This window comes from Brevundimonas sp. CEF1 (assembly GCF_051353055.1).
Taxonomy (GTDB): domain Bacteria; phylum Pseudomonadota; class Alphaproteobacteria; order Caulobacterales; family Caulobacteraceae; genus Brevundimonas.
In genome coordinates, this window is record NZ_CP195593.1 from 659,676 (window position 1) to 686,006 (window position 26,331).

The following is a 26,331-nucleotide window of genomic DNA, read 5'->3' on the forward strand; positions in this document are numbered from 1 at the left end:
TTATTTCTCATGCCGCATCATGAAAGATCAGCCCCAGGGTCATCCGCTTGCCTGACCGTACCGCGCTGACCCCGTGGCGCATCTGCACGCGATAGTCGCCGCGCGTCCCGGCGACCGGGCGTTCGCGCACGGCGAAGATCACGGCCTCGCCCTGTTTCAGCGGCGCGACATGGGCCTGTGACTGCGAGCGGGGCTTCTGCTCAACCAGCACGAACTCGCCGCCCTCGAATTCGGACGGCTCGCTCAACAGGACGGCCGCCTGCAGCGGGAAGACCAGATCGCCGTAGAGGTCCTGATGCAGCCGGTTGTAGTCGCCGGGGCCGTAGCGCAGCATCAGCGAGGTCGGCCGCGTCTGGCCCGCCGCCTGGCATTGCGCGGTCAGGTCGTCGAGGCTGTCGGGAAAGCCCGACCGATCCAGCCGCGCCGCCCAGCCGTTGGCGATGGGCGCCAGACCTTCATAGAGCCGCGCCCGCAGCCGGGGCAGGGGATCGGGCAGGGGATTGGCGAAATACTGATACTCGCCCTGGCCGAAGCCGTGGCGCTGCATGACGATGCGGCTGCGGAACCGCTCGGGCTGGTCGTAGAGGGCTTGCAGGGCCTTGCAGGTCGCGGGCGTCAGCAGCGGCCCGACCACGGCCCAGCCCCGGGCGTTCAAGTCATCGGCGATGCGGGGCCAGTCGAGGGAAGAAGCAGCGTCGGTCATGACCCCGTATTTGCGAGACGCCGGCGGCCTCTGTCTGGCGGTTATCGGCGGTGGTTTAGGTCGGGCAACTGATCCAGCTCCCGTCCTTGAGCTTGATCCTCAACTCAGGATCGAGCCAGACCTCGATGTCCCTGTTGCGATAGTAGTCTTCGAGAATGCTGCCGTGGACGAACTGAACCGCCTGCTTGGGAAAGGTCGCGCCGCTGATGACCAGGGTGCGGCCCTGATCCCGCGTTTCCACAACGAGGGCTTCGCCAGATACGCAGCGAGCCGAATACTGCTGGTTCTCGCGTTGGAAGGTTGGCGTGTCGCTGCATCCGGCGATCATCAGGCTCAGGCAAGCGGCTGCCATCAGGCGCGGCGTGAGCATGATCCTAGAACCGGCGGCGTTGCTCGGCCGACTTCAGCGTCGAGCGGACGAACTCGACCGGGGGGTCGGTCTCGGCCAGAACGGCTTCCTTGATGGCGCGGGGCTCGCCGAACAGGTGGCCCTGACCCATGCCGACGTCCAGTTCGAGGATGTCGACGACCTGCTTCTCGCTCTCGACCTTCTCGGCGATCAGTTCGAGGCCGTAGCGGCGGGTCAGGGGGGCGAAGTCGGCGGCCTGGATGTCGGGCTGGGTGGCCAGGGGCGTGGCGCCGTCCAGATCCAGCAGTTGCTCGATCAGCAGGTCGGCGGCGATCTTGATGAAGCGCACGTCCGAACGTTGCAGGTCGGCGAAGTCCAGATCCAGGGTCTGGACCTTGTCGATGGAGAAGCGGAAGCCCAGGTCGGCCAGCTTGGCCATGTTGCGCGCTTCGGCGGCGCCGCGCGCCTCGAACGTCGCCTGACCCAGTTCGAAAATCAGGGCGTCCTTCAGGTCGCGGTTCTGGCTGAGGAAGTCGAGGAACTGCGGGAAGAAGGTCTCGTCGCCCAGCGAGGCCAGGGAGATGTTGCAGAAGACCCCGACCTTGCGATCCTGACGCGCCAGACGGCGCACGATCTGGGCGCAGCGGAACAGCAGCAGGTTGTCGATGGCGGGCAGCAGGCCCTCGCCCTCGGCCACCGACAGGTATTCGGCCGGCATCATGACCCGGTTCGACGGATCGCGCAGACGGGTGAAGCTCTCGTAGAAGACGGTCCGACGCTGCGGCAGGGTGACGACCGGCTGCAGATAGAGGTCGATGCGGTTTTCCGTCAGGGCGTCATGGACGGTCTTCAGCAGGGTGTTCGACTGGACCTGGCGGCGGCCCTCATAGGTGTCGGCGGTGATCGGCGAGGAGGCCAGGCGCTCGTCGATCGAATCGCTCATCTGCTGGACCAGACCCTCCAGCATCCGCACCTCGCCGGTCAGGGCCTCGGTCCTGGACAGGGCGCCGCTCTCGATGGCTTCGGCCAGCTCGGTCAGGGCGCCTTGCGTCGACTCCATGGCGTCGGCCAGCAGGCGATGGGCTTCGCGAACCTTGGCGATCTCCTTGCGCAGGGCGCGTCGATCCAGAACCCCCGCGACGACGGCGTGCAGTCCGACCAGAACGCCCAGGGCGCCCAGCACCCCGGCGGCGCCCGCGCCCGCGCCCATACCGGCGCGCCAGATCGCCGCCCCGATGGTCAGGGACAGGAAGAGGTAGCCGAAGAACAGAAAACCGCCGGTGATCTTGCGCATGGGGCCGGTGTCGAGCCGCCTTTCCCTTATGGAATCGGCCGAGTATCGGTCTAACTAGAGATAACGGCTAGGGTTGCGGCGCATAAATCCGGCTTCAAGGAGGTTAACGCATGGAATTGTTCGATCTGAGCGGCAAGGTTGCGGTCATCACCGGCTCCTCCAAGGGCATAGGCAAGGCCATCGCCGAACGTCTGGCCGAGCACGGCGCCCGCGTCGTCATCTCTTCGCGCAAGGCCGGGCCGTGCGAAGAGGTCGCCGCCGCCATCAATGACAAGCACGGCGTCGGTCGCGCTATCGCCATCCCCGCCAACATCGCCTCGAAAGAGGACCTGCAGCGGCTGACGGACGAAACCAACGCTGCCTTTGGCCAGATCGACATCCTGGTCTGCAACGCCGCGACCAATCCCTATGCCGGGCCGATGGCGGGCATCGCTGACGACCAGTTCGAGAAGATCCTTCAGAACAACGTCATCTCCAACCACTGGCTGATCCAGATGGTCGCGCCGCAGATGCTGGAGAGGAAGGACGGCTCTATCCTGATCATCTCGTCCATCGGCGGGCTTCGCGGGAATGCTTTGATCGGCGCCTACAACATCTCCAAGGCCGCCGACATGCAGCTGGCGCGCAACCTGGCGGTGGAATACGGCCCGTCGAACGTGCGGGTGAACTGCATCGCGCCCGGCCTGGTCCAGACCGACTTCGCCAAATACCTGTGGGAGAACCCCGAGCTGTTGAAGACGGTGACCGAGCCCGCTCCGCTGAAAAGGATCGGCCAGCCTGATGAAATCGCGGGCACGGCGGTCTATCTGTGCAGCCCTGCCTCGGCCTATGTGACCGGGCAGACCCTTGTGGTGGACGGCGGACTGACGATTGCCTGGTGAAGATCAAACGCGCTCAAGCAGCCCGAAGGGCGGTAGTGCACCTAAAGAGATCGGGTTCTTTCAGGACCTGAGCTGGCGGCTGGAGGCGGCGGCGTTCAAGGCGCTGTTCGTCTTCCTGCGGACGCTTGGCGTCGAAGGGGCCTCGGGTTTCGGCGGCAAGCTGCTGCGCTGGCTGGGGCCGCTGACCGGCACGCACAAGACGGTGACGCGCAACCTGCGCATCGCCTTCCCGGACATGGACCCCGCCGAGCGCGCGCGTCTGGCCGTGGACCAGTGGGAGCAGACCGGCCGCACCTTCGCTGAACTGGCGGTCATGGATCGCCTGACGCCGGAAAGCGGCCGCATCGACATCGTCGGCCTGGAACGGCTGCACGCCGTGCGCGACGCTGGCCGGGCGGTGGTGCTGATCTCGGGCCACCTGGCCAATTTCGAGGTCATGGCGGCGGTCATCATGGCGGCGGGCGTGCCCTGCCAGGTCACCTATCGCGCGGCCAACAACCCCTATGTCGACGCCCTGATTCGCGAGAGCCGCGAGCGCTACGGCATCAAGCTGTTCGCGCCCAAGGGAGACGGCACGCGTGAGCTGATGGCCGGCATGAAGCGCGGCGAATCCATCGCCCTGCTGGTCGACCAGAAATACAGCCAGGGGCCGGAGGTCGAGTTCTTCGGCCAGCCGGTCAACGCCTCGCCGGGCGCCGCGCGTCTGGCGCTGAAGTTCGGCACGGTGATCCAGCCCCTGTCGGTGACGCGCCTGCCCGGCGTGCGTTTCCGCGTCACGGCCCATGAACCCATCGAGGCGCCTGATACGGGCGACAAGGCCGCCGACGTCGTAGCCGGGGTCCAGGCGGTCAACCGCTTTGTCGAGGATCGGGTGCGCGAGCATCCGGTGGACTGGTTCTGGGTCCACAAGCGCTGGCCGCCCAAGGTCTATGAGGCCCTGAAGGCGGCCGAAGCCTAGCTAGTCGATCACGGCGTCGTCGGCTCGGCGGAACGGGCCGGCGTAGTGTTCGCGCTGGGTGCGGCGGCGCTCCGGACCGAAATAGTCGCCGCCCCGGATGAAGGCGCGGGGCCGCATGATCACCGCCTCGATGCGCGCCAGAAGCGCCGGGGCGTTCACCGGCTTGGTCACGAACTCGGTCACGCCCGCGTCGCGCGCCTCGGTCACGTGCCGCTTCTCGGAATGGCCCGTCATCATGATGATCGGCAGATAGGGGTTGGGGCTGTCCTCGGCCTTGCGGATCATCCGCGTGAAGGTCACGCCGTCCATCGGCGACATGCGGAAGTCCACGATGGCCATGTCGGCGGGACGGATCCTCAGCGCCTTCAGGGCGGCAGAGCCGTCTTCCACCTCGCGCACGCTTCCCACGCCCACGGACTTCAGCATGGCCGAGACGATGGCGCGCATGTTGGGATTGTCGTCGGCGAGGAGGATGTCGAGCGACTGAAGGGCGGGCATGGTTACACGACGCGAGCTGGTGGCCGAATGAAGCGAGGCGGGATGGCGACCGGAAGGCCTAGTCGTCGCGCGCTGCGGTCATGAATTCCAGGGGACTGGCGTAGGCCTCCTGCCGCTCTACGGACCAGTAACGCAGGGCCGCCAGCGGGATGGGCACGCCGCTGACCGCGCAGGTCACATAGGCGCCGGGGCGCAGGACGGCGAACTCGCCGTCGCCGTAGTGCAGCGTGGCGGCGGACGGAGAAACAGGAAGCGGAGCAGGCGTCGTCATGAAGCGATGATTGGCATGGCTCGCGGCGCGAGACGAGAGGCGAATCGCTGTCATTTGAAAACAAGTCGATGAGAGGAGCCGTCCATGATCCGCCCCTGCCTTGCACTTTCCGCCTTCGCCCTAGCGATGATGGTGGCGACCTTCCCGGCTGTCGCCCAAACAAACGCGGCGCGGCCGACGATTCGCGACCTGGGCCGGGCGCCCGGCGTCCTGTCGCCGGGACCGCTAAACGCCATCACCGACGTGGCGGGCGTGCGGGTGGGGCAGGTGACGCTGAGCGCGGGCGACAGCGTCCGCACCGGGGTGACGGCTGTCCTGCCGCACGGCGGCGACCTGTTCCGCGACAAGGTGCCGGCGGGGCTGTCGGTGGCCAATGGCTTCGGCAAGCTGGCCGGGGCGACCCAGATTCGTGAGCTGGGCGAGATCGAGACCCCTATCGTCCTGACCAACACCCTGTCGGTGGCGCGCGGCATCGACGGGATTCTGGACTGGACGCTGAAACAGCCGGGCCATGAGGACATCCGCTCGCTCAACGCCGTGGTGGGCGAGACCAATGACGGCGGGCTGAACGACATCCGGGCGCGGGTCGTGACCGCCGCCGACGTGGTGCGGGCCATTGAGACGGCCACGCCAGGTCCGGTCGAGCAGGGCGCGGTGGGCGCCGGGACGGGCACCATCGCCTTTGGATTCAAGGGCGGCATCGGCACCAGTTCGCGCCAACTGCCCGCCGGCCTGGGCGGCTTCACCGTGGGGGTGCTGGTCCAGTCCAACTTCGGCGGCGTCCTGAGCATGGACGGGACGCCCGTCGGCGTGCCCCTGGGGCGCTACTATCTGCGTCAGGAGGTCGAGGCCGAGCGCGCCGACGGCTCCATCATGATCGTGGTGGCCACCGACGCGCCGCTGTCGGACCGCAATCTGGAGCGGCTGGCTGCACGCGCCTTCGCCGGTCTGGCGCGGACGGGGGCGGCGTTTTCGAACGGGTCGGGCGACTACGCCATCGCCTTCTCCACCCATGATGGCGTGCGCCGGACGCCCGAGCGGCGGGCGGGTGCGGCGACGGTGGCCGACTGGCCCAACGACCGCATGTCGCCCCTCTTCGTCGCCGTGGCCGAGGCGACCGAGGAGGCCATCCTCAACTCCCTGCTCAAGGCCGAGACCACGACCTCGGTGATCGACGGCAAGGCTGTGACGGTCGAGGCCCTGGACGTCGAGGCGGTGAAGGGGCTGATGGCCGCTGAACGTTAGGCTGGCTTCGTCACTCGTTCCTGAGCAGAAGAACCACGCCCGCCGGGTCCGAAGTCCAGAGCCCGTTCACCTCGTCCAAGGGCTCCAGTTCATCACGCCGCGGGCTTTCCAGATGCTCCAGCGCGCGGTCCGGGTCGTCGGTGAACAACTCCAGCCATACGTCGACCTGGCTCTGCTTCTCGACGCGATCCACCCACAGGGTCATGTCGCCAAAGACGAAGCCTGTGCTGTTTTGCAGTTCTTTGGCCACCTTGAGGCCGACCTTGTCGCGGTAGTAGGCGACCGTTTCCGCCCATCTGTAGAGCGGAACCTTGATGGCGATGTTCTTGCCGGGCCTGATGTCCATGACGGCCTCCCTCTTTCAGAATGAGACCCTCGGACATCGCAAACCGGACCGCAACCGTGTCTGCGGATTGGGCTGAGGCTCTAGAAGAGATCCCCCTGGCTCGGAGGCGCAGCTTTCGGGGCTGATGCGGGCTTGGCGGCAGGGGGGGAGACGCTCCGTCGCGCCGCGCCCTCGCCGTCGATGGTCGCGCCCCGCGCGCCGTCGCCGAAGACGATCCGCACCGCCTGACCCGGCGACAGACCGGCGGCGGAGGCGATCATGGCGCCCGCCTCGTCCTCGATGCGGGCGAAGCCGGGCTTGGGCCGTTTGGGATCGAGCGTGGCCAGCGCGCGCGACAGGGCGGCCAGCCGGGTCTCGTCGCGGTCCAGCCGACGCTTCATCGCCGGAGCGAAGCGGTCGGCATAGGCGGCCAGCCGGTCGCCGCGCCGTTCGATGGCGCGGTCCAGCAGGCCCCTGGACAGACGCCCGCCGACCACGGCCAACTGACGCTCGTGCACGGCGACGTTGCGGTGCAGGCCTGAGCCGAGGCGGCTGGCGGCGTGGTCGAGGCGTTGCTGCGGCAGCGCCAGCAGGTCTTCGGGCCGGGCGGGCAGGCCGCGGGCGGCGGCGCGCAGGCGGGTGCGCCGGTCCTCCAGCAGACGCGAGCCGGACCGGGCCAGTCGGCCCTCCAAATCGCTCAGGGCCCAGCGCAGGTCGGCCAGGACCGGGGTGGCGATCTCGGCGGCGCCGGTCGGGGTGGGCGCGCGACGGTCGGAGACGAAGTCGATCAGGGTGGTGTCGGTCTCGTGTCCCACGGCCGAGATGATGGGGATGCGGGCCTCGGCTACGGTGCGGGCCAGGCCCTCGTCGTTGAAACACCACAGGTCCTCGACCGAACCGCCGCCGCGCGCGACGATCAGCAGGTCGGGACGCGGGATCGGCCCGTCCGGCCTCATCTGGTCGAAGCCGCGAATGGCGTTGGCGACCTGCCCGCTGGCGGCGTCGCCCTGAACCACGACGGGCCAGACGATGACGCGGCAGGGCCAGCGCTCGGCGATGCGGTGCAGGATGTCGCGGATCACCGCCCCGGTCGGGCTGGTGATGACGCCGATGGTCGCGGGGAAGGTCGGCAGGGGCTTCTTGCGCGACGGCTCGAACAGGCCTTCGTCGCGCAGGCGGGCCTTCAGCCGTTCCAACTGGGCCAGCAGGGCGCCGGCGCCCGCCGGCTCCATGCTCTCGATGACGATTTGGTAGGAGGATCGGGCCGGGTAGGAGGTGATCTTGCCGGTGACGATGACTTCCAGACCGCTTTCCGGCTGGGCGCCCAGGCCCCTGACCACGCCCTTCCAGATGACGCCGTCGATGGCGGCCTTGTCGTCTTTCAGCGTCAGATAGACATGGCCCGAGGCGTGGCGGTTCACCTTGGAGATCTCGCCGCGCAGACGCACGTGGCCGAAGCGGTCCTCCAGGGTGCGCTTCAACGCGAAGCTGAGCTCCGAGATCGACAGGGGCGGATTGTTGTCGCGCGCGGCGGCCGGCGCCTCGGCGGGGCCTTCGAAGGCATAGTCGTCGTCGGAGATCATGGCGCGACCTTAGCCCGTCTTGTCGCAGGCGGGAACGGGGCGAGGCCGCGCCCGTTAGCTTGACCATGGAACCCGCCGATCCGCCCGGAACCGACCCGACTGAGCGCGCCCCGCGCGAGCGGCAACTGTCGCGCCGCAGCAATGCGCCTTCGGTCAGTCCGTGGCTGATCCTCTTCGCCATCGCCCTGCTGGGGGCCGTGATCTACGTCCTGTCGGCGCTTCTCTAGGCCGCTAACCCTTTCGCGCGCTTGACCCGGACGGCCGGTGCGGTCATTGCGCGCGTATGAACATTCTGCTCGTCGGATCCGGAGGGCGTGAACACGCCCTGGCCTGGAAAATCGCCCAGTCGCCGCTGGTCACGCGGCTTGTCGCCGCGCCCGGCAATCCTGGCATGGCCAAGCACGCCGAGCTCAAGCCCGAGATCAAGGCGACCGACGCGGAAAGCCTGGCCGCCCTGGCGCGCGAGATGAAGGCGGACCTGGTCGTGGTCGGCCCGGAATCGGCCCTGGCCGAGGGCCTGGCCGACCGTCTGAACGCGGCGGGCATTCCCTGCTTCGGACCGACAGCCAAGGCGGCCCAGCTGGAAACCTCCAAGGCCTTCTCCAAGGCCTTCCTGCAACGTCACGGCATCCCCACGGCGGGCTACGGCGTCTATGAGGACGTGGCCGAGGCCAAGGCGGCGCTGAACCACTACGCCGCCCCCTATGTCATCAAGGCCGACGGCCTGGCGGCGGGCAAGGGCGTGGCCATCAGCCCCGACAAGCAGGACGCCGAGGCCGAGATCGAGCGCATGCTGGGCGGCCGCTTCGGCTCGGCCGGATCGCGCGTCGTCATTGAAGAGTTCATGGACGGCGAGGAGGGCTCGCTGTTCGCCCTGTGCGACGGCCAGCGCGCTGTCCTGTTCGGCGGCGCCCAGGACCACAAGCGCGCCTTCGACGGCGACCTGGGCCCCAATACGGGCGGCATGGGCGCCTATTCGCCGGCCCCGGTCTTCACCCCGGAACTGGTCCAGGCCGCCAACGATCAGATCGTCCAGCCGACCATCGCCAGGATGGCCGAAGAAGGCGCACCCTATCGCGGCGTCCTCTACGCCGGGCTGATGGCGACGAGCGAAGGCCCCAAGGTGGTCGAGTTCAACGCCCGTTTCGGCGACCCGGAATGCCAGGTGCTGATGATGCGCTTTGACGGCGACATCGTGCCCCTGCTGCTGGCCTGCGCGCGTGGCGACCTGACCAAGGCCCCGGCCCCCCGGTTCAAGGACGGGGTGGTCATCACCGTGGTTCTGGCGGCCAAGGGCTATCCCGACAGCCCGCTGGAGGGCTCGGTCATTCGCGGCGCCGATCAGGACTTCGGCCCCCACGTCCAGGTCTTCCACGCGGGCACCAGGAAGCGCGACGACGGCGCCCTGGTGGCGGCGGGCGGCCGGGTGCTGAACGTCTGCGCCTATGGCGCCGACATCGCCGAGGCGCGCACGCGGGCCTATGAGGCGGTGGCCAAGATCGACTGGCCCGGCGGCTTCCACCGCAGCGACATCGGTTGGCGGGCGCTGGAGCCGCGTTAAGCGGCTACGCGGCCCCTAACAACGGCGTCACCCTCGGGCTTGTCCCGAGGGCCCATGGCGGCCTCTGGCGCGGCGCTCGGCCTTGAGGGCGCGTCCACGGTCCAGAGGTGAGCCTTGTGGAACGATAGGCCCTCGGGACAAGCCCGAGGGTGACGATCGAACGGTCAGGTCATGGCGAACAGAAGCCGGCCCTCGCCCATGCGTTCGCGAAGAGGAACGAGGTCGGCGTGGGACACCGAGAAGCAGCCGTAGGACCGGCCCAGCTTGCCCTCGCGCGCCAGGAAGGCCGGGTCGGCGTAGTCGGCGCCGTGGATGATGATGGCCCGCTCGCGCGCGCGGCTGTTGGAATATTCCAGCCCGTCCAGCAGCACGTTCGGTCCCTGTTGCGATCCCCAGTTGGCGCCCGCCGTGGCGTAGGCGCCGATGGAGGACATGTGGCTGTCCATCTGGTTCGAGAAGCGCTGAGCGAAGCCCGAGTGCGCCGGATCCGAGCCGCGGCCGTGGCTGGTGCGATAGGCCGTGACCCAGCCGCCTTCCAGATCGACCTCATAGAGGCGGTCCTCGCCCGAGAACTTCTGGAAATCGACCAGATACATCCGGTCGCGTTTGGAAATCTTGTGGCCGTGGGTGTCCAGGGCGGCGTGGGCGCGCTCCATCAGGTCCTTGCGGACGACGCCGTGCGGATCGATGATCGGGCCTCTGGCCTTGGCCACAGAAACGGGCTGCGGCGTCGCGGCGGGAACCGGAACGACGGGGAGGCTGGCAGGCGCGGCGCCGGCGAGCTGGAGGTTGGTGGTCGAAGCGGCGGAAGAACATCCCGCCAACAGGGCCGAACCGCCCAGGATCAAGCCACGTCTGGAAAGCCGCATGCGACGCCCCTCGCACGATTTAAACAACTGTATCGGCTTGTTTCACAAAGCCCCGTAACGACGCAACCTGAGCCTTGGCGAAAGCCGACGACCCGCTAAGGTGCCGCCCGTAGTTCTGGGAGGGACCGATGAAGAAACTGGCCTTGATTGTGACCGCTGCCGTTCTGGCCGCCACCTCGGCGCAGGCGCAACAAGCCCCTGCGGTCGCAGCCGTTTCAGCGGAACAGCCGACCACGTTCGTCCAAGTGGGGCGACTTCTGGCCGATCCGGCCAGCGGCCGGGTGCTGCGAGATAAAACTCTCGTGATCAGAGGGAACCAAGTCGTCGAAATCCGCGACGGCTTCGTCGGCGAGGGCCAGGTGGTCGATCTGCGCGGCGCCTTCGTCCTGCCTGGCCTGATCGACAGCCACGTCCACCTGACCAGCCAGCAGAGCCCGACCGGGCGGCTGGACGAGGTCACCCAGTCGACCGCCACCCAGGCCATGGTCGGCGCCCGCTACGCCCGCCGCACCCTGAACGCCGGCTTCACCACGGTCGCCGATCTGGGCGCTAGCAACGAGGCCATCTTCGCCCTGCGCGAGGCCGTGAAGCGCGGCGACGTGCCGGGACCGCGCATCATCGCCGCCGGCTCGGCCGTCTCGGTCCACGGCGGCCACGGCGACACCAACGGCTATCGCGAGGACATCATGCATGTCCTGTCGCCGGAAAGCGTCTGCTCGGGGGCCGAGGACTGCATGCGGGCGGTCCGCCTGCAGGTCCGCAGCGGCGCCGACATCATCAAGATCACCGCCACGGGCGGCGTCCTGTCCAACACGGCGGCCGGTCTGGCCCAGCAGTTCAGCGAGGACGAACTGGCCGCCATCGTGGCCTCGGCCCACCGCATGGGGCGTCAGGTCACGGCCCACGCCCACGGCGTCGACGGCATCAACGCCTTCCTCAAGGCGGGCGGCGACTCCATCGAGCACGGCACCTATCTGGACGACGAGTCCATGCGCCTGTTCAAGGCGCACAACGCCTGGCTGGTCCCGACCCTGATGGCCGGGGACTATGTGGCGCGCATGGCGTCCGGCCCGGACAACTTCTTCACCCCCGCTCAGACCGCCAAGGCGCTGGAGGCCGGGCCCAAGATGCTGGACATGGCGCGTCGCGCTCATGCGGGCGGCGTCCGCATCGCCTTCGGCACCGACTCCGGCGTTTCGGCCCACGGCGACAACGCCCAGGAGTTCGCCCTTCTGGTCCGCGCCGGTCTGACCCCGCTGGAGGCCATCCAGTCCGCCACCGTCGGCGCCGCCGAGCACCTGAAGATCTCGAACGAGGCCGGTCGTCTGGCGGCGGGAATGCCCGCCGACCTGATCGCGGTCTCAGGCGACCCGCTGAGCGACGTCACCGAACTGCAGCGCGTCCGCTTCGTGATGAAGGGCGGCCAGGTCTTCCGCGCGGATTGAATCCTTCTCCCCTTGCGGGAGAAGGTGGCCCGCGTAGCGGGTCGGATGAGGGGTTTCTGGCGATCGGATGAAGGGTGGCGTCTGCAAGTGCGGCGCGACCCCTCATCCGTCAGCCTTCGGCCGCCACCTTCTCCCGCAAGGGGAGAAGGAATGAAGTCAGTAGTCCCACAAAGCCTTCTTCGTCCCCGAACTTCGCAACGACCGGCCAGGCGACGATCCGGTCGCGCCATGGCGGCGGCAGACGCACCCAGTCCTTCTCGGTCGTGACCAGGCCCGCGTCGAACAGGGCCGCCCGTTCGTTCAGGAAGGCGAAGTCGCGCTCCGACAGTTCGGCGTGGTCGGGGAAGGGAACGAAGTCCTTCAGGTCGCAGCCGGCGGCGATCAGCGAACGCTCGACCTTCCACGGCTTGGCGATGCCGGCGAAGCCGACCTGAGGCCCCGTGGGCGGGGCGGCGGCGGGCTCCAGCCGGGCGATGAAGACGGGCAGGTCGCCGAAGGTTTCGACCAGTTCGGGGTCGGCCTCGGCCAGGTCGGCGGGCAGCAGGATGATGACGGCGTCGGTCCGCGCCAAGCCAGCCTTCAGCGGCTCGCGCATCGGGCCGGACGGGAAGACGGAGCCATCGCCAAAGGGCCATTCGTCGCCGCGCGTCTCGCCGTCGACGACGATCAGGCTGAGGGTCTTCTTCAGCGCCGGGTTCTGATGGGCGTCGTCCAGCACCAGGGCCTCGGCCCCGGCGGCGACGGCGGCCTTGGCCCCGGCGACGCGGTCGCGGGCGATCCAGGCGGGGGCGTCAGCGGCCAGCATCAGAGGTTCGTCGCCCACCTCGGCGGCGGTATGTATGGCCAGATTGACCTGAACCGGCCCGTCCAGCGTCCCACCATAGCCGCGCGACAGGGCAGCGGCCTCGACGCCCTGGGCGCGCAACAGACGCAGGACCTCGCGCGCGATGGGCGTCTTGCCCGAACCGCCGACGGTCAGATTGCCGACGGAGACGACAGGCGCGCCGGGATCGACCGGCGTGGCCCTGGCGATGCGCCGGGCGGTGACGCCGGCCCAGATCCACGAGGCGGGCTTGAGCAGCAGTCGCGCCACCGGGGCATGGCGGCGGTCGCGGCTGTACCACCAGCGGGGGGTGTTCAGCTTCATCGACGGCCTCGCGACGGAGCGGCGGGCAAATGCGCCTGCAGCGCCAGCCACAGGCGGTCCAGTCCGGCGGCGGCCTCGGCGGCGGCGCGACGGGCGCGCTCGCCCATGTCGCGCGCGGCCTCGGGATCGGCCAGCAGGGGGGCGACGATCCCCGGCAGTTCCGCCGGCGACAGCACCGAGACCAGGCCGCCGGAGTTTTTCAACATCCGCGTCACGGCGTTCCAGTTGCTGGCGTCGGGGCCGGTGACGATGGGCTTGGCCAGGCGCGCCGGCTCCAGCGGATTGTGCCCGCCGACGGCGCCGCCGCCCAGCGCGGGGGCGAACGACCCGCCCATGACCACCACGTCGGCCAGGCGCAGAAACAGGCCCAGCTCGCCAAGGGTGTCGGCCAGATAGATGTCGGTGTCGTCGGTGATCGGCTGACGCAGGCTGCGCCGAGCGAAGCTGTAGCCGTCCTGAGCCAGGGACCGCGCGATCTCGTCGGCGCGGTCGGGGTGGCGCGGCACGACGATCAGGAACAGGCGGTCGGCCAGATGGTCCAGCGCCCCGACGATGGCCATCTCCTCGTGCTCGTGGGTGCTGGCGGCGACGACGACGGGGCGGTCGTCGATCAGCGCCGACAGGCGGCCGAACTCGCCCTTGTCATAGGGCAGGGGTTCGCCGGACAGCTTCAGGTTCACGTGACCGTCGACGCGGGCGCCCAGCAACGTCAGCCGGTCGGCGCTGGCCTGATCCTGCGGCCAGACATGAGCGAAACAGGCCATCAGGGCGCGCGCCATGCCGGGGGCCTTCTTCCAGCCCTCGGCGGTCTTGTCGGTGATGCGGGCGCTGACCAGGGCCAGGGCTGTGCCGCGCTTGCGGGCCGCCGTCAGCAGGTTGGGCCACAGCTCGCTCTCGACAAAGACGCCGATGGTCGGCCGCCAGTGATCGAGGAAGGCGGCGACGGCGCCGGGGCTGTCGACCGGGGCGAACTGGTGAATGACGCCCGCGGGCAGGCGCTGGGCCAGAATCTGCGCCGAGGTCAGGGTCCCGGTGGTGACCAGAACCGTCACGTCGGGGCGGTCCTTTCGGATACGCTCGGCCAGGGGCAGGATGGACAGGGCCTCGCCGACGCTGACGCCGTGAATCCAGATCAGCGGCCCGTCAGGGCGCGCCACACCGGCCAGACCCAGGCGTTCATCGACCCGCTTCGGGTCCTCCTTGCCTTGCTTGACGCGGGCGTCGAGCAGGCGCGGGGCCAGGGGCTCCATCAGCCGGGTCAGCAGGCGATAGGCGATCAGGGCGGGGCTGAAGATCACGGCTAGACCCGCTTCAGACCGGTGAGGACGTCGGCGCGGGCCTCGACGGCGGTCAGGCGCTCGGTCCAGGCGGCGGCGACCTCGGCCATCTCCGCCCCCTCGGGATACCAGGCCTTGTCCCAGACGACGGCGCCCTTGCCGAAGGGCAGGGGGACGATCGCCTTGTCCCAGCTGTTCAGCCGGATGGCGGGCTTGCACGACAGGCCGATGAACAGGACGGGGGCCCCCGAGATCTTCGCCATCAGGGGCAGGCCCTCGGCCATCTGCCGCGCCGGACCGCGCGGACCGTCGGGGGTCAGGGCCAGACCGCCGACCTTCAACTGTTTCAGCCCCTCGCGCAGAGCCTGGGTGCCGCCCTTGGACTGCTTGGCCTTGTCCTTGTTGCTGGAGGAACCGCGCACGGCGGGAATGCCGAGACGCCCCACGGCGCGGGCGAAGAACTCGCCGTCGGCGCTCAGCGACACCAGACCCTTGACGGGTTGGGCTCGTTCCATAGGCCAGCAGGCCGGCGCCAGGGCCAGCCGCGAATGCCAGAAGGCGCACAGCACGCCGCCGCCTTGCGCCCAGACTTCTTCGGCGAGCTGTTCGTTCTCGTGCTCCCAGCGGATGGTGGCGAAGCAGAACCGCATCCATTCCGAGAGCAGCCAGGCCATCGAGGTCTGGATGATCGGATTGCGCAGCGGCCTCATGCGCCAGTCTCGTCGGGCAGGGGCGAGGCGAGGACGGGGGCGGGACCGTCCAGCGACTGCTGCCGGGCCAGACGGGCGTAGAGGCCGCCCTTCTTGACCAGGGCGGCGTGGCTGCCCTGTTCGACCACGCGACCGGCCTCGATGACATAGATGCGGTCGGCGTTCTGAACCGTCGACAGGCGGTGGGCGATCAGCAGGGTGGCGCGGCCATGCATCAGACGCTCCAGCGCCGCCTGAACCAGGGCCTCGCTCTCTGTGTCGAGCGCGCTGGTGGCCTCATCCAGCAGCAGGATGGGGGCGTCCTTGAGGAAGGCGCGAGCGATGGCGATGCGCTGGCGCTGCCCCCCCGACAGCCGCATCCCGGCCTCGCCGACGCGGGTGGCGTAGCCCTCGGGCAGGGCGGTGATGAAGTCATGGGCGGCGGCGGAACGCGCGGCCTCGATGATCTGCTCTGCGGTCGCGCCCTTGCGGCCATAGGCGATGTTGGCGGCCACGGTGTCGTCGAACAGGAAGGGCTCCTGCGTCACCAGGGCGATATGGTCGCGCAGGGACTGCAGCTTCAGTTCGCGGATGTCGCGGCCGTTGACGGTCACGGCCCCGGCGGTGACGTCATAGAAGCGCGGCAGCAGCGACAGGATGGTGGACTTGCCCCCGCCCGACGGGCCGACCAGGGCGATGGTCTCGCCCGGCGCGACATGCAGGCTGACGTCCGACAGGGTCGGCGCGGCGCCGTCCTCGCTGGCGGCGTAGGCGAAGGAGACGTGATCCAGGGCGATGGTGACGGGACCCGTCTCCAGCTCGATGGCGTCGGCCGCCTCGCGGATTTCCGGCTCGATGTCCAGGGCGGTGAACAGGCGCCGCGCTGCGGTCAGACCCTCGCTGAGGACGGTGGTCAGGTTGGTCACCTGACGCAGGGCCTGACCGGCCAGCAGCAACATGCCGATGAAGGAGGCGAAGGCGCCGACCGTCATCTCGCCCTGGCTGGCGCTCCATCCGGCATAGGCCATGACGGCGGCGACGATGCCGTAGGCGACGATGTCGCTGGCCGGTCCGGCGAAGGCGCGGCTGTCGGCGCCCTTGATGATGTGGCGCTGGCGCCGGGCGATGACCTCGCCGACGCGGGCCTCCTCGGCGGCTTCGCGGTTCTCGATCTTGATGACGCGGACGCCGTCCAGGTTTTCCATCAGGGCGCTGGACAGGGCCTCGGTCTCGACCATGGCGCCGCGCGCGGCCTTGCGCGACTTCTTGCCGAAGCGGCGGATGATCCAGCTGACCACCGGCACGCCCAGCAGGACGATCAGCGTCAGCGGCAGGTCGATGAAGCCCATGGCGACGATCACGCCCAGCAGCATCAGGGCGTTCTGGGTGTAGTTGACCACGCCCGAGGTGAAGGCCTCGCGCACCAGGTTGGCGTCGAACAGGACCGAGGAGACGAAGCTGCCCGAGTGTTGCCCGCGCAGGCGCGACAGGTCGGCCCGGATCATGCCCGAGAAGAGCTGCTTCTGGATGTCGCCGACGATGCCGTGGCCCAGTCGGTTCACCAGGGCCGACTGCGCCGCCATGGCCAGCGACCGGATCACCGCCACCACGATGATGAACAGCGGAATGAGGATCAGCACCTTGTCCGCCGGAATGGTGACCAGGCCCCAGACCTTCACCGGACCCTCATGCCGGGTGAACAGCAGGTCGATGGCCGGTTCCAGGAACTTCAGCAGCAAGGCGGTCAGGCCGCCGGAAACCGCCGCGAAGAACATGGAGGTGAAGAAGGCCGGCTTGTGCCGGGCCAGGTAGTCGCGCCAGATCCGGGCCAGAAGCGGCCGCAAGGGTTCGCGGGTGTCGGAGGCGGGCGCAGGAACGGTCATTGGTTCTCGGTCGAACGGGACGGGCGTCAAGTCAAGCCGCCGCCGTCAAGCTGATGGGTGACGCGGGCCGGTTTCGTCGTTATCTGCGGCCTATGGCGCGTTTTGATCTGACAACGCTGATGGGCCGGTTCAAGGCGCACTGGTCCTATTTCTGGGCCGATCACGCCTTTCTGCGCACGGCCTTCACCAACGCCCACTGGCTGGGGCCGGACATGGTGCGCACCAATCAGCCGTCGCCAGGGCAACTGGCCTATTGGCGCAGGCGCGGGATCAGGACCGTCATCAACCTGCGCGGCCAGCGCGACGAGGCCTATTACTGGCTGGAGAAGGACGCCTGCGAGCGGCTGGGCCTGACCCTGATCGACGCTCCGCTGGATTCGCGGGATCCGCCGGGGCGCGACCGCATCGACCGGGCGCGCGAACTGTTCAGGACCATCGAATATCCGGCCCTGATCCACTGCAAGTCGGGCGCGGACCGGGCGGGCATGATGGCGGTGCTGTATCGCCACTTTCATCTGGGCGAGCCGATCTCGGCGGCCATGACGGAACTGGGCAAGCGCACCTTGCACAGCCGCGAGGGGCTGACCGGGGTGTTGGACTATACGCTTGAGAAATATGTCGCCGAGGTCGAGCCGACCGGGGTCAGCTTCGAAGACTGGGTCGCCAGCGACGCCTATGACCCCAAGGCGATCCGGGCCGAGTTCAAGGCCGGCTGGTGGGGCAAGCTGGTCGTCGACCGCCTGTTGAAGCGCGAATAGGGCCTAGCCCTTCCCGTCAGCCCCAGGGGCCGCGCTTGGGGCCGTGTTGAGCCGTTTCGGCGTCGCGGCGCGCCTTGCGGTCGGCCTCCCACTGGCGGAACCAGCGGGCGTAGTTTCGCTCGCGGCCGAGGACAATCAGCCACAGGGCCAGGACGCTGATCAGGGAGATGATCCCGAACAGCTGTTGTCCGTCGAGGGTCTGGCCGAACAGGGTCACGGTCGCGTCTCCGGCTTGTGGGGCGAATGATGATGACCGGATTCGGCCGGGGTGATGGGATCGTTCCAGGCGGTGTCCTGATCCTCGCCAGGGCGGGGCGTGTGCGCCGGGCCCTTTTTCACGACCCAGACGACGGCGGCCACGGCCAGGATCACCAGCAGCAGGACGATCAGGGTGGGCGTCATGATGAGCACCTCTTCAGAAACGCCAAAGGCGGCTGACACGAAAGCGCGTCAGCCGCCTGTGCGGTTCCGAAAACCTCGCCGCGAGGCGAAGGCGGCGGATCAGACGTCCGAACGCGGGTCGATCAGCTTGTGCGCGTGCAGGATGAAGTAGCGCATATGGGCGTTGTCGACGGTGGCCTGGGCGCGGGCCTTCCAGGCCTGCTTGGCTTCGTCATAGCTGCCGTAGGCGCCGACGAACTCGACCTGGGCCAGGTCGCGGAAGACGGGCTCGGCCGGGTGGCGCATCTCGCCGCCGATGACGAGGTGAAGCAGTTGCGGATCGTGCGCAGTATTGGGGGCGTCAGCCATGGAGAGGGGGTTCCATTGCGAGAAAGGGGAGATCAGATCGCCAGCGGGATAGGCGCTGTGCGCCTCACGATCAACGGGTGAAGGGCGGGCGCGGCGCAGATCAGGCTGGTTTGGCGCGGATCGGGGCGATTAAATCGCCAGGCGCGGCCCATATGGTCGCTGACCTTGGCCCCCGCTTCCTCGGCGATCAGGGCGCCGGCGCAGACGTCCCAGTCCCATTTGGGGCTGATGGCGATGGCCGCGTCAAAGGCCCCGGCGGCGACCAGAGCCATGCGATAGGCCAGGGCGTTGCGCTTGGTGAAGCGCATCTCCGGCCAGGGCTCGGCCCATTCGCGGGCCTCCATCAGCCGGGCGTCGGCCAGAAGCTCGGCGTCTTCCAGGGTGTCGGTGTCCGAGGCGGTGATGGCGCGGCCCTGCAGCCGGGCGCCGCCGCCGAGCGTGGCCTCGAACATCTCGCCCAGCATGGGGGCGTGGATGACGGCGGCGACGGGGCGGCCGTCTTCGACCACGGCGATGGGCACGCACCACCACGGCTTGTTCTTCATATAGGCGACGGTGCCGTCGATGGGATCGACGACGAAGATGCGCTTCTTCGTCAGGCGCTCGGGGCTGTCGGCCGTTTCTTCCGACAGCCAGCCATAGTCGGGGCGGGCGGTCAGCAGGGCGTCTTTCAGCAACTGATCCACCGCCAGATCGGCGCTGGTGACGGGCGATCCGCCGTCCTTGGACCAGACCTTCAGTCCCGCCTCGCGATGTTCCAGCGCCAGCTTGCCTGCGGCCAGGGCCGCATCGCGGATCAGTTCGAGGTCGGAAGCGAGATCAGTCATTTTCCGGCGATGGCCACCGCGTCGAACATCAGGGAGGGGCTGTTGAAGGAACCCCGGAACTCCAGATCCGATCCGCGCACCAGTCGGGCGTAGAGGTCGATCAGATTGCCCGCCACGGTCACTTCGCTGACCGGATAGGCCAACTCGCCGTCCTCGAACCAGAAGCCGGACACCCCGGCGGACCAGTCGCCGTTGTTGGCGTTCAGCGAAGGGCCGAACATCGAGGTGATCAGCAGGCCCGATCCGGCCTCGGCCATCAGGCCCGCCTTGTCGTGCTTGCCCGGCGCCAGATGCAGGTTGTGGGTCGAGACGCCGGACGGTCCCGCCAGTCCGCGCGAGGCGTGACCGGTCGAGGCCATCCCCAGCTGGGCGGCGGCGGCGGTGTTCAGCAGCCAGGTGGTGATGACGCCGTCCTCGACGATGTTGCGACGTTCGACCGCCACGCCCTCGTCGTCGAACGGGGTCGAGCCCAGGCCGCGCAGGCGGAAGGGGTCGTCGATCATGTCCACGCCCGCGGGCAGGACCCGCTGGCCCAGCCTGTCCTTCAGGAAGGAACTGCCGCGCGCGATGGCCGGGCCGGAAATGGCGCCCAGCAGGGGCGACAGGACCTGGGTGGCGATGCGGTTCTCGAAGATGACGGGGGCGGTGGTCGAGGCGATCTTGCGCGGGCCGACGCGGGCCACGGCGCGCTCGCCCGCCTTCAGGCCGATCTCGGCGGCGCCCGGCAGGTCGGACAGGTGGCGGGTCGCCCGGCTTTCGCCGCCGCGCTCCATGGCCCCGTCCTTTTCGGCGATGACGCCGACGCCCAGCGAGAAGGCGCTGCCCCGGTGGCGGCCGTCAAAGCCGTGCGAGGTGACCAGCCGCCATTCGCTGGCGGACCAGGAGGCGTGACCGCCCTCGGACTTGGACACGCCGGAGACCGCCAGAGCAGCGGCCTCGGCCTCGGCGGCGGCGGTTTCCAGCGCCTCGGCGGTGCGTTCGGACGGGTCGAACAGGTCAAGGTCGGCGTGCGGGCCTTGCGCCAGCCGGTCCTGCGGCGCCAGCGAAGCATAGGGGTCTTCGGGAGCCAGCTTGGCCATGGCCACGGCGCGCTCGACCAGACGGGCGCGGGTGGCGTCGGACAGGTCGGAGGCGGAGACCGTGGCCTGACGGCGGCCGATGAAGACGCGTAGCCCCAAGTCGCGGGCCTCTTCGCGCTCGACCTCTTCCAGTTCGGCGTTGCGCATGCCGACGGACAGGGAGGCGCGGTGGGCGGAAACCGCCTCGGCGGCGTCGGCGCCGGCCTTCAGCGCGGCGGCGACCAGATCGGACAGGATGTCGGGGGAGGGCGTCTTATCGGACATGCCCCGATATGGCGGACCCGCCCCCGCATCGCAACAACCAGGCTTCAGATCACCGACCAGGCGATCAGGCTGACGGCGGCGACCAGAAGCGCCAGCCAGGTCAGGACCATGCCCGTCACCCGGCCCAGCGACGGCCCCTTCTGGAACAGCAGGCCCAGGGCATGGATGATCCGGCCCGCGAACAGCACTCCGCCGACGCCGTGGATCAGCAGGGGCGGCGCTCCGACAAAGGCCAGCAGGATCAGGCCGCACATGCCTGCCGGGATGTATTCAGCCGCATTGCCGAAGGCGCGGACCGCGGGCGTCATCTCGGGATTGCCGCCGTCGCCGAACTCGATCAGGTGCCGCCGCCGACGACTGACCACAACGCTGGACAGGACCAGCAGCAGGATCAGCAGCCCGCCCCACAGGGTCGCAGCCTGGATCGAAGGGACCATGCTCAGTTCTCCCGTCCGACCGGATAGAGGCGGAAGCGCTGGTCGTAGAAGGGCGTGCGCTCGTAAAACCAGGCCAGACGCGCGTCGCCGTCGGCGGCGAAGGCGGGCTCGGCGGCCAGCTTGGCCTCGAACTCGGCCTTCAGCGCCGGATCAGCGGCCAGCATCTTCTCCGCCAGCGGCGCGATGGCGTAGGCCTCGATATATTCGACGCGGTTCAGCACCTCGGGGAACATGCCCCAGGCGAAGAAGCTCTCGGACGACTGCGGCTCCAGCAGCAGGATGGCGACGTCGCCCATCGGCTGATCCGTCGGCACGCGCACCGAACCGACGGGGAAGGTCCAGTCCTTGGCTTCTGCGTGGACCTCGCCGACCGAGATCGGCACATGGCCCTCATTGGTGCGGGCCGAGACCTTGGGGTCGACCAGGCGCAGCATGTCGACGGTGACCGTGCGCGGCGCGGCCAGGGTCTCCATCTGCACGCCGTGGGTCCGCAGCCGCTCGATGATGTCGGCGCGATAGGAGGGCACCCAATAGGCGGTCGGGCGCTTCAGGGTCAGGGTCGGGCTCGAGCCGAAGTAGGGCACCTGCCACAGCTCCGGGTCCGGCTGGCCCAGCCAGCGCAGTTCGGGACGGCCCGAGGCGGCGCTGTCATAGGTGTCGTAGAGGATGCCCTTGAACGGGCGGATGCGGGTCGGCTGATCGTCGCCGTCGAAGTTGGCGGGCAGTTCGGCGGGACGCAGGGCGCGGTCGGCGCTGATGGCGGCGCGCAGGGTCTGCGACTTTTCGGCCAGCAGCTTCAGCGCCTCTTCCAGGAAGACATAGGTGCCCAGAACCCGCTGCTCGTGCGGCTTCAGGCTGTGGTTCTCGATCAGGATGGTCGGGACGTGGGCCGCCGAGCCCCAGCCGTTGGAATAGCGCTCGCCCAGACCGCCGTCGTTCATGCCCTTCTTCGGGTCGCGGTCGTCGATGGCGAAGACCAGCTCGCCGGGGATGTGCCCTTGAGCCTCCAGGGCGGCGTTCATCTCGGGCTTGAAGGCGTCGTCCAGCCACTTGGCGATGGCCGGGCTGCGGCTCCAGACGCCGTCCTCGCCGTTGTAGCCATAGGTGACATCGTATTGATAATCGATGCCGTCGGTGACGTGGATGTCGACGTAGAGGTCGGGCTTGTACTTGTGGATCAGGCCCATGACCGCCTGCATCTCGGCCTGATCCAGCTTCATGAAGTCGCGGTTCAGGTTCTGGTTGGTCGCCGTGTGACGCCAGCCCTGATTGCGCGGTCCGCGCTGGTTGGGACGGGAATAGGGGCTGGTCCGCTCGTGTCCGTCCACGCTGAGGATCGGGATCAGGATCAGGTTGGCGCGGTCCAGCAGGCCGTCCTTGCCGTAAAAGGCCATGTCGCGCAGCAGCATCATGCCCGCGTCCTTGCCGTCGATCTCGCCGGGGTGGATGCCGGCCTGAGCCAGCAGGACAGGCTTGTTCGGGTCCAGCGTGGCGCCATCCTTCGACGCGATCACCGCATAGATCGGGCGGCCCTCGGGCGAGACGCCGAACTGCTCGATGCGGATCAGGTCGCTGGCGGCGTCCAGCCGGTCAAACCAGGCGCGGGTGTCGGCGTAGGAGGGGCTGAAGTCATGCGCCGCATCCGCCTCGAAGGCCGTGACCCAGGGATCGGAGGCGCCCCGCAGCAGGGCCCTGGACGCGCCGTTCCACGCGGGCGCGGGCGGCAAGAAGGCCTGATCCCAGGGGGCGGTGTTGGGAACGGAGGGGGCCAGAGGCGGGGATTGGGACATGGCGGGGCTCACGCAGGCGACGAGGGCGGCTACGGCCGCCGCAAGGAGGTAATCAGGGCGCATGGCTTTTCGTGGGCTCATCGTCATCGTCTGGCAAGCCTTGGCCAAGGTTTCAGCCTGCGGTTAGGGCGGGCGCCCAACCGCCGACAGCCAAGGCGGCGGCCAGGGCGGAGGCTGACTTGGCCACGCCCCACAGGCTGTAGATCAGGACGACGATCAGGGCTCCCATCGCAACCCGGCGCCAGGGAGCGAAGGCTGCGGTCGCTGTTCCGACCACGAAGATGGCGACGCCGGTCCACAGGGCGGCCGAACTGGCGATCTTGGCGAAACCGGCATCCGCCTGACCCAGGATGACGACCATGACCGCCACGATCAGGTTGGCGCCCAGGATGCAGCCGAACACCAGCTTGCGGTGGGCCCAGAAGTGGGCGTCCAGATCGACCCGCTCGTGCGCGCCCTCGGCCGAGACGCGCGGGAAGGTCACGCTGGCGGCCACATAGAAGGTCGCGGCGATGCTCAGGCTGACCAGCAGCAGGAAGGTGTTGAACGGCGCTCCGCGAAAGATGACCCAGGCCTGGTTCCAGAAGGTGGCGATGTCGATGGCCACGAACAGGGCGAGCGCCGGCGTCAGCCAGCCGAAGCGGATGCGCTCGCGCTCATGCAGCACACGCGCGAAGCCGCCGACCAGTTCGGCCACCGACAGGCCGAGCAGCAGGCCGTAAAAGCTGAAAAAGAACTCAAATGCGCTCAACGTCGCCCCCCTAGCCTCGCGTCGAATGGTGAAGCTAGACGGATCAGGCGCTGATCGCCAGAGCAAGCCGGCGCAAGGAAAAGGCCCCGGCGCCGAAGCGCCGGGCCGGGGATCACGCGGGCAGTTCCACGCGGTTCATATTGCCGATCGCGCTGTTGTAGCTGTCCACGACCTGCTCGCGGTAGCCGTCGGCCCCGGTCTGCTTGAAGTCGCGATACTCGCCGATCATGCCGCTGAGATTGTCGGCGATGCTGTTCAGGGTGGACCGGTTGCGGCTGTCCGAGGGCATCTTGGCCTGCTCCTCGCGCAACTTGGCGACGGAGGCCTCCAGGTCGGGCAAGAGGCGGTCGGCTTCGGCCTTGTTGTTCTCCATCACCGCATTGGTGAAGAAGTCGGCCTTCTGCATGGCGTCCAGGACGCTGGCCTCGGCGGCGTGGCCGGCCTTGCGCATGGCTTCCATCTTCGCGGCGTTGCTGGCGCGTTGATATTCGGAAAGGGCGGCGTCGAGCGCCTCGATCCCGCTGACGCTGCCCTGATAGGCCTGCATCAGTGCGGGGTGCGCGCCCTTGGCCTTGGCCAGATTGTCTTCGCGATAGGCGCGGGACTCGAAATAGGGGTCCAACGTGCGCCACTGGGCGAGAAGCGCCTCCAGTTGCGGGATCAGCTTGTCGACCGCCTCATCCGCCTTCTTGCCCTGACCGCCGCCGTTCAGGGCGCGGCCCTGCTTCAGCTTCTCGATCGCCCGTTCCAGATGGGAGATGTTCTCGGGGAAGTGCAGGGGCGCCGAAGCCGAGGCGTTGGGAATATCCAGCTTCTGATACTCGCCGTAGTATTTGGTCACGCCCCAGGGATCGTCGATCAGCGCGTTGAAGGCGTCGATGTAGAGGTCCATCTTTTCCTGCGTGGCCTCGCTGCCCGCCGCCTGGGCGACTGACTTCGGCGCCGGATTCTCGGCGGTTCCTCTGTCGCCGCAAGCCGACAGGCTGAGTGCGGCGGCGACGGCGAGCGTGGCGATGCTGGCGCTGGTGCGTGAAATCATGCGTCGATTTCCCCTTCAACCGATCAGCGCGCACTGAGCGTCGCTGTTCTCCCGGTGGGGAAGTGAACGCCGTTCAGGCTTGACGGTTCTCGCGTGAGGCGAGTTTTTGCCGATTGATCCGCATCAGGCCTTCCAGATCGGCGCGCCGTCGCCCGGAAGACCCAGGGACGCCCACTTCTCCGAGACACGCTCGATCACGTCCTGCTCCATGCGGATCTCCTCGCCCCACTCGCGCTTGGTTTCCGGCTCCCACTTGTCGGTGGCGTCCAGGCCGATCTTGGACCCCAGCCCGCTCTCGGGCGAAGCGAAGTCCAGATAGTCGATGGGGGTGTTCTCGATGACGGTGATGTCGCGCGCCGGGTCCATCTTGGTCGAGACGGCCCACATGACGTCCTTCCAGTCGCGGGCGTTGATGTCGTCGTCCACGACGATGATCCACTTGGTGTACATGAACTGCCGCAGATAGCTCCAGCAGCCCATCATCACGCGCTTGGCGTGACCCGGATAGGCCTTCTTCATCGACACCACGGCGATGCGATAGCTGCACCCCTCGGGCGGCAGCCAGAAGTCGGTGATCTCGGGGAACTGCTGGCGGATCAGGGGGATGAAGACCTCATTCAGGGCCTCGCCCAGCACGCTCGGCTCATCCGGCGGACGGCCGGTGAAGGTGGTCAGATAGATGGGGTCCTTGCGCATGGTGATGGCGCTGACCTGGAAGACCGGGAATTTCTCGACCGAGTTATAGTAGCCGGTGTGGTCGCCGTAGGGGCCCTCGTCCTCGAACTCGTCCAGCAGGACGTGGCCTTCCAGCACGATCTCGGCGTTGGCCGGCACCATCAACGGTACGGTCTTGCACGGAACCAGCTCGGCCTTGGAGCCGCGCATCAGGCCGGCGAACTGATATTCCGACAGGGTTTCCGGCACCGGGGTCACGGCGGCCAGAATGGTGCCGGGGTCGGCGCCGAGCACCACGGCGCAGGGCAGAGGCTCGCGCTTGCCCGCCTTCTTGTGCCGGGCGTAGTGCTGGGCCCCGCCGCGATGGGCCAGCCAGCGCATGATGGCCTTGTCCTTGCCCAGGACCTGCATCCGATAGATGCCCAGGTTGAAGTCGTCCTCGCGGTCGTCCGACGGCCCCTTGGTCACAACCAGACCCCATGTGATCAGCGGCGCGGGCTCGCCGGGCCAGCAGCCCTGGATCGGCAGGGCGGTCAGGTCGATCTGATCGCCCTTCAGCACCACCTCCTGCACCGGGGCCTTCTTCACCGTCTTGGGCCGCATGGACATGACGGTCTGGGCCAGGGGCAGCATCTCCATGGCGTCGCCGAGCCCACGCGGCGGCGTCGGATTGCGCAGGAAGGCCAGCAGTTCGCCGACCTCGCGCAGTTCGCCCGCCGTGGTGCGTTGCTTGCCCTCCAGCGTCACCCCCATGGCGACGCGCTTCACCGTGCCGAACAGGTTGGCCAGGCAGGGAATGGGGCTGATCGAGCCGTCCGGCATGACCGGCTTTTCGAACAGGACCGCCGGGCCGCCGTTGCGCAGCAGCCGGGTCTGGATCTCGGTCATCTCCAGATGGGTGGAGACAGGTTCCGACACGCGCACCAGTTCGCCGTCGGCTTCGAGGGTCGCAATGAAATCGCGCAGGGACTTGTAGGCCATGC

At 68.4% G+C, this 26,331-nt stretch carries 29 protein-coding genes; 7 read left to right on the forward strand and 22 right to left on the reverse strand.

Annotated elements, in window-relative coordinates:
- Positions 1-7 precede the first annotated feature (7 nt).
- Genes ACR9FL_RS03340 through ACR9FL_RS03350 form a run of 3 tightly spaced genes read right to left on the reverse strand, consistent with a single transcriptional unit; the run spans position 8 to position 2,346 of the window.
- Complete coding sequence (locus ACR9FL_RS03340; RefSeq protein ID WP_436357151.1) at positions 8-703, reverse strand: 2OG-Fe(II) oxygenase; 696 nt, start codon at positions 701-703, stop codon at positions 8-10.
- 55 nt (positions 704-758) lie between these two features.
- Positions 759-1,073: a hypothetical protein gene (locus ACR9FL_RS03345; protein ID WP_436357152.1), complete on the reverse strand. Its 315-nt coding sequence runs from the start codon at positions 1,071-1,073 to the stop codon at positions 759-761.
- Between the two features lie 4 nt (positions 1,074-1,077).
- Positions 1,078-2,346 carry an EAL domain-containing protein gene (locus ACR9FL_RS03350; protein ID WP_436357153.1) on the reverse strand — a complete coding sequence of 423 codons (1,269 nt, stop codon included), beginning with the start codon at positions 2,344-2,346 and terminating at the stop codon, positions 1,078-1,080.
- A 110-nt stretch (positions 2,347-2,456) separates the two neighbouring features.
- On the opposite strand from ACR9FL_RS03350, the gene ACR9FL_RS03355 reads away from it, so the two are divergent.
- Positions 2,457-3,227 (forward strand): SDR family NAD(P)-dependent oxidoreductase, encoded by a 771-nt coding sequence (locus ACR9FL_RS03355; protein WP_296174050.1) that lies wholly within the window; start codon positions 2,457-2,459, stop codon positions 3,225-3,227.
- Between the two features lie 49 nt (positions 3,228-3,276).
- Positions 3,277-4,185 (forward strand): lysophospholipid acyltransferase family protein, encoded by a 909-nt coding sequence (locus ACR9FL_RS03360; RefSeq protein ID WP_436358111.1) that lies wholly within the window; start codon positions 3,277-3,279, stop codon positions 4,183-4,185.
- Here the strand turns inward: ACR9FL_RS03360 and ACR9FL_RS03365 are convergent, their stop codons facing one another.
- The gene (locus tag ACR9FL_RS03365; RefSeq protein WP_436357154.1) at positions 4,186-4,683 is read right to left on the reverse strand and encodes a response regulator; all 498 of its coding nucleotides are present in this window, start codon (positions 4,681-4,683) and stop codon (positions 4,186-4,188) included.
- A 58-nt stretch (positions 4,684-4,741) separates the two neighbouring features.
- On the reverse strand, positions 4,742-4,954 hold the full coding sequence (locus tag ACR9FL_RS03370) for a DUF2093 domain-containing protein (RefSeq protein ID WP_436357155.1): 213 nt from the start codon (positions 4,952-4,954) through the stop codon (positions 4,742-4,744).
- A gap of 84 nt (positions 4,955-5,038) precedes the next feature.
- On the opposite strand from ACR9FL_RS03370, the gene ACR9FL_RS03375 reads away from it, so the two are divergent.
- Positions 5,039-6,199: a P1 family peptidase gene (locus tag ACR9FL_RS03375; protein ID WP_436357156.1), complete on the forward strand. Its 1,161-nt coding sequence runs from the start codon at positions 5,039-5,041 to the stop codon at positions 6,197-6,199.
- Between the two features lie 10 nt (positions 6,200-6,209).
- Here ACR9FL_RS03375 and ACR9FL_RS03380 read toward each other — a convergent pair whose 3' ends face one another.
- Both ACR9FL_RS03380 and xseA read right to left on the reverse strand, forming a co-directional pair.
- Positions 6,210-6,545: a hypothetical protein gene (locus tag ACR9FL_RS03380; protein WP_296174037.1), complete on the reverse strand. Its 336-nt coding sequence runs from the start codon at positions 6,543-6,545 to the stop codon at positions 6,210-6,212.
- A gap of 80 nt (positions 6,546-6,625) precedes the next feature.
- Positions 6,626-8,107 (reverse strand): exodeoxyribonuclease VII large subunit, encoded by a 1,482-nt coding sequence (xseA, locus tag ACR9FL_RS03385; protein WP_436357158.1) that lies wholly within the window; start codon positions 8,105-8,107, stop codon positions 6,626-6,628.
- A gap of 59 nt (positions 8,108-8,166) precedes the next feature.
- On the opposite strand from xseA, the gene ACR9FL_RS03390 reads away from it, so the two are divergent.
- Together ACR9FL_RS03390 and purD are read left to right on the forward strand one after the other, a co-directional pair.
- Positions 8,167-8,334, forward strand: a complete 168-nt coding sequence (locus ACR9FL_RS03390; RefSeq protein ID WP_296174060.1) for a hypothetical protein — start codon at positions 8,167-8,169, stop codon at positions 8,332-8,334.
- 56 nt (positions 8,335-8,390) lie between these two features.
- A complete protein-coding gene (purD, locus tag ACR9FL_RS03395; RefSeq protein ID WP_436357159.1) occupies positions 8,391-9,668 on the forward strand; it encodes a phosphoribosylamine--glycine ligase in 1,278 nt (425 codons plus the stop codon).
- 164 nt (positions 9,669-9,832) lie between these two features.
- On the opposite strand, the gene ACR9FL_RS03400 is transcribed toward purD, so the two are convergent.
- Positions 9,833-10,537: a murein L,D-transpeptidase catalytic domain-containing protein gene (locus tag ACR9FL_RS03400; RefSeq protein ID WP_436357160.1), complete on the reverse strand. Its 705-nt coding sequence runs from the start codon at positions 10,535-10,537 to the stop codon at positions 9,833-9,835.
- A gap of 128 nt (positions 10,538-10,665) precedes the next feature.
- Here ACR9FL_RS03400 and ACR9FL_RS03405 point away from each other — a divergent pair, with 128 nt between their 5' ends.
- Complete coding sequence (locus tag ACR9FL_RS03405) at positions 10,666-11,982, forward strand: amidohydrolase family protein (RefSeq protein ID WP_436357161.1); 1,317 nt, start codon at positions 10,666-10,668, stop codon at positions 11,980-11,982.
- A gap of 109 nt (positions 11,983-12,091) precedes the next feature.
- Here ACR9FL_RS03405 and lpxK read toward each other — a convergent pair whose 3' ends face one another.
- The 4 genes from lpxK to ACR9FL_RS03425 are packed head-to-tail and all read right to left on the reverse strand — an operon-like array spanning position 12,092 to position 16,978.
- Complete coding sequence (gene lpxK, locus ACR9FL_RS03410; RefSeq protein WP_436357162.1) at positions 12,092-13,129, reverse strand: tetraacyldisaccharide 4'-kinase; 1,038 nt, start codon at positions 13,127-13,129, stop codon at positions 12,092-12,094.
- Positions 13,126-14,427: a 3-deoxy-D-manno-octulosonic acid transferase gene (locus tag ACR9FL_RS03415; RefSeq protein ID WP_436357163.1), complete on the reverse strand. Its 1,302-nt coding sequence runs from the start codon at positions 14,425-14,427 to the stop codon at positions 13,126-13,128. The genes lpxK and ACR9FL_RS03415 overlap by 4 nt, the downstream gene beginning before the upstream one ends.
- 2 nt (positions 14,428-14,429) lie before the next feature.
- Complete coding sequence (locus ACR9FL_RS03420; protein WP_436357164.1) at positions 14,430-15,116, reverse strand: lysophospholipid acyltransferase family protein; 687 nt, start codon at positions 15,114-15,116, stop codon at positions 14,430-14,432.
- Positions 15,113-16,978, reverse strand: coding sequence for an ABC transporter ATP-binding protein (locus tag ACR9FL_RS03425; RefSeq protein WP_296174021.1), 1,866 nt, complete (start codon positions 16,976-16,978; stop codon positions 15,113-15,115). The genes ACR9FL_RS03420 and ACR9FL_RS03425 overlap by 4 nt, the downstream gene beginning before the upstream one ends.
- Before the next feature lie 92 nt (positions 16,979-17,070).
- On the opposite strand from ACR9FL_RS03425, the gene ACR9FL_RS03430 reads away from it, so the two are divergent.
- Complete coding sequence (locus ACR9FL_RS03430; RefSeq protein ID WP_436357165.1) at positions 17,071-17,736, forward strand: fused DSP-PTPase phosphatase/NAD kinase-like protein; 666 nt, start codon at positions 17,071-17,073, stop codon at positions 17,734-17,736.
- Positions 17,737-17,752: 16 nt separating this feature from the next.
- On the opposite strand, the gene ACR9FL_RS03435 is transcribed toward ACR9FL_RS03430, so the two are convergent.
- The 10 genes from ACR9FL_RS03435 to ACR9FL_RS03480 form a co-directional block, all read right to left on the reverse strand.
- On the reverse strand, positions 17,753-17,953 hold the full coding sequence (locus tag ACR9FL_RS03435) for a hypothetical protein (RefSeq protein ID WP_300199985.1): 201 nt from the start codon (positions 17,951-17,953) through the stop codon (positions 17,753-17,755).
- Entirely contained in the window at positions 17,950-18,138 is a 189-nt protein-coding gene (locus tag ACR9FL_RS03440) for a hypothetical protein (protein ID WP_296174012.1), read from the reverse strand. Before ACR9FL_RS03440 ends, ACR9FL_RS03435 begins: the two co-directional genes overlap by 4 nt.
- Before the next feature lie 99 nt (positions 18,139-18,237).
- On the reverse strand, positions 18,238-18,486 hold the full coding sequence (locus tag ACR9FL_RS03445; RefSeq protein ID WP_296174009.1) for a DUF4170 domain-containing protein: 249 nt from the start codon (positions 18,484-18,486) through the stop codon (positions 18,238-18,240).
- A gap of 32 nt (positions 18,487-18,518) precedes the next feature.
- Positions 18,519-19,313 (reverse strand): 3'(2'),5'-bisphosphate nucleotidase CysQ, encoded by a 795-nt coding sequence (locus ACR9FL_RS03450; RefSeq protein WP_436357166.1) that lies wholly within the window; start codon positions 19,311-19,313, stop codon positions 18,519-18,521.
- On the reverse strand, positions 19,310-20,656 hold the full coding sequence (locus tag ACR9FL_RS03455; RefSeq protein WP_436357167.1) for a TldD/PmbA family protein: 1,347 nt from the start codon (positions 20,654-20,656) through the stop codon (positions 19,310-19,312). Before ACR9FL_RS03455 ends, ACR9FL_RS03450 begins: the two co-directional genes overlap by 4 nt.
- Positions 20,657-20,700: 44 nt before the next feature.
- A complete protein-coding gene (locus ACR9FL_RS03460) occupies positions 20,701-21,099 on the reverse strand; it encodes an MAPEG family protein (RefSeq protein ID WP_436358112.1) in 399 nt (132 codons plus the stop codon).
- The gene (locus ACR9FL_RS03465) at positions 21,096-22,946 is read right to left on the reverse strand and encodes a M14 family metallopeptidase (protein WP_436358113.1); all 1,851 of its coding nucleotides are present in this window, start codon (positions 22,944-22,946) and stop codon (positions 21,096-21,098) included. The genes ACR9FL_RS03460 and ACR9FL_RS03465 overlap by 4 nt, the downstream gene beginning before the upstream one ends.
- A gap of 49 nt (positions 22,947-22,995) precedes the next feature.
- Complete coding sequence (locus ACR9FL_RS03470) at positions 22,996-23,634, reverse strand: hypothetical protein (protein WP_436357168.1); 639 nt, start codon at positions 23,632-23,634, stop codon at positions 22,996-22,998.
- Between the two features lie 112 nt (positions 23,635-23,746).
- Positions 23,747-24,673: a DUF3829 domain-containing protein gene (locus ACR9FL_RS03475; RefSeq protein ID WP_296173958.1), complete on the reverse strand. Its 927-nt coding sequence runs from the start codon at positions 24,671-24,673 to the stop codon at positions 23,747-23,749.
- 123 nt (positions 24,674-24,796) lie between these two features.
- Positions 24,797-26,329, reverse strand: coding sequence for a UbiD family decarboxylase (locus ACR9FL_RS03480; protein WP_436357169.1), 1,533 nt, complete (start codon positions 26,327-26,329; stop codon positions 24,797-24,799).
- Between the last annotated feature and the right edge of the window lie 2 nt (positions 26,330-26,331).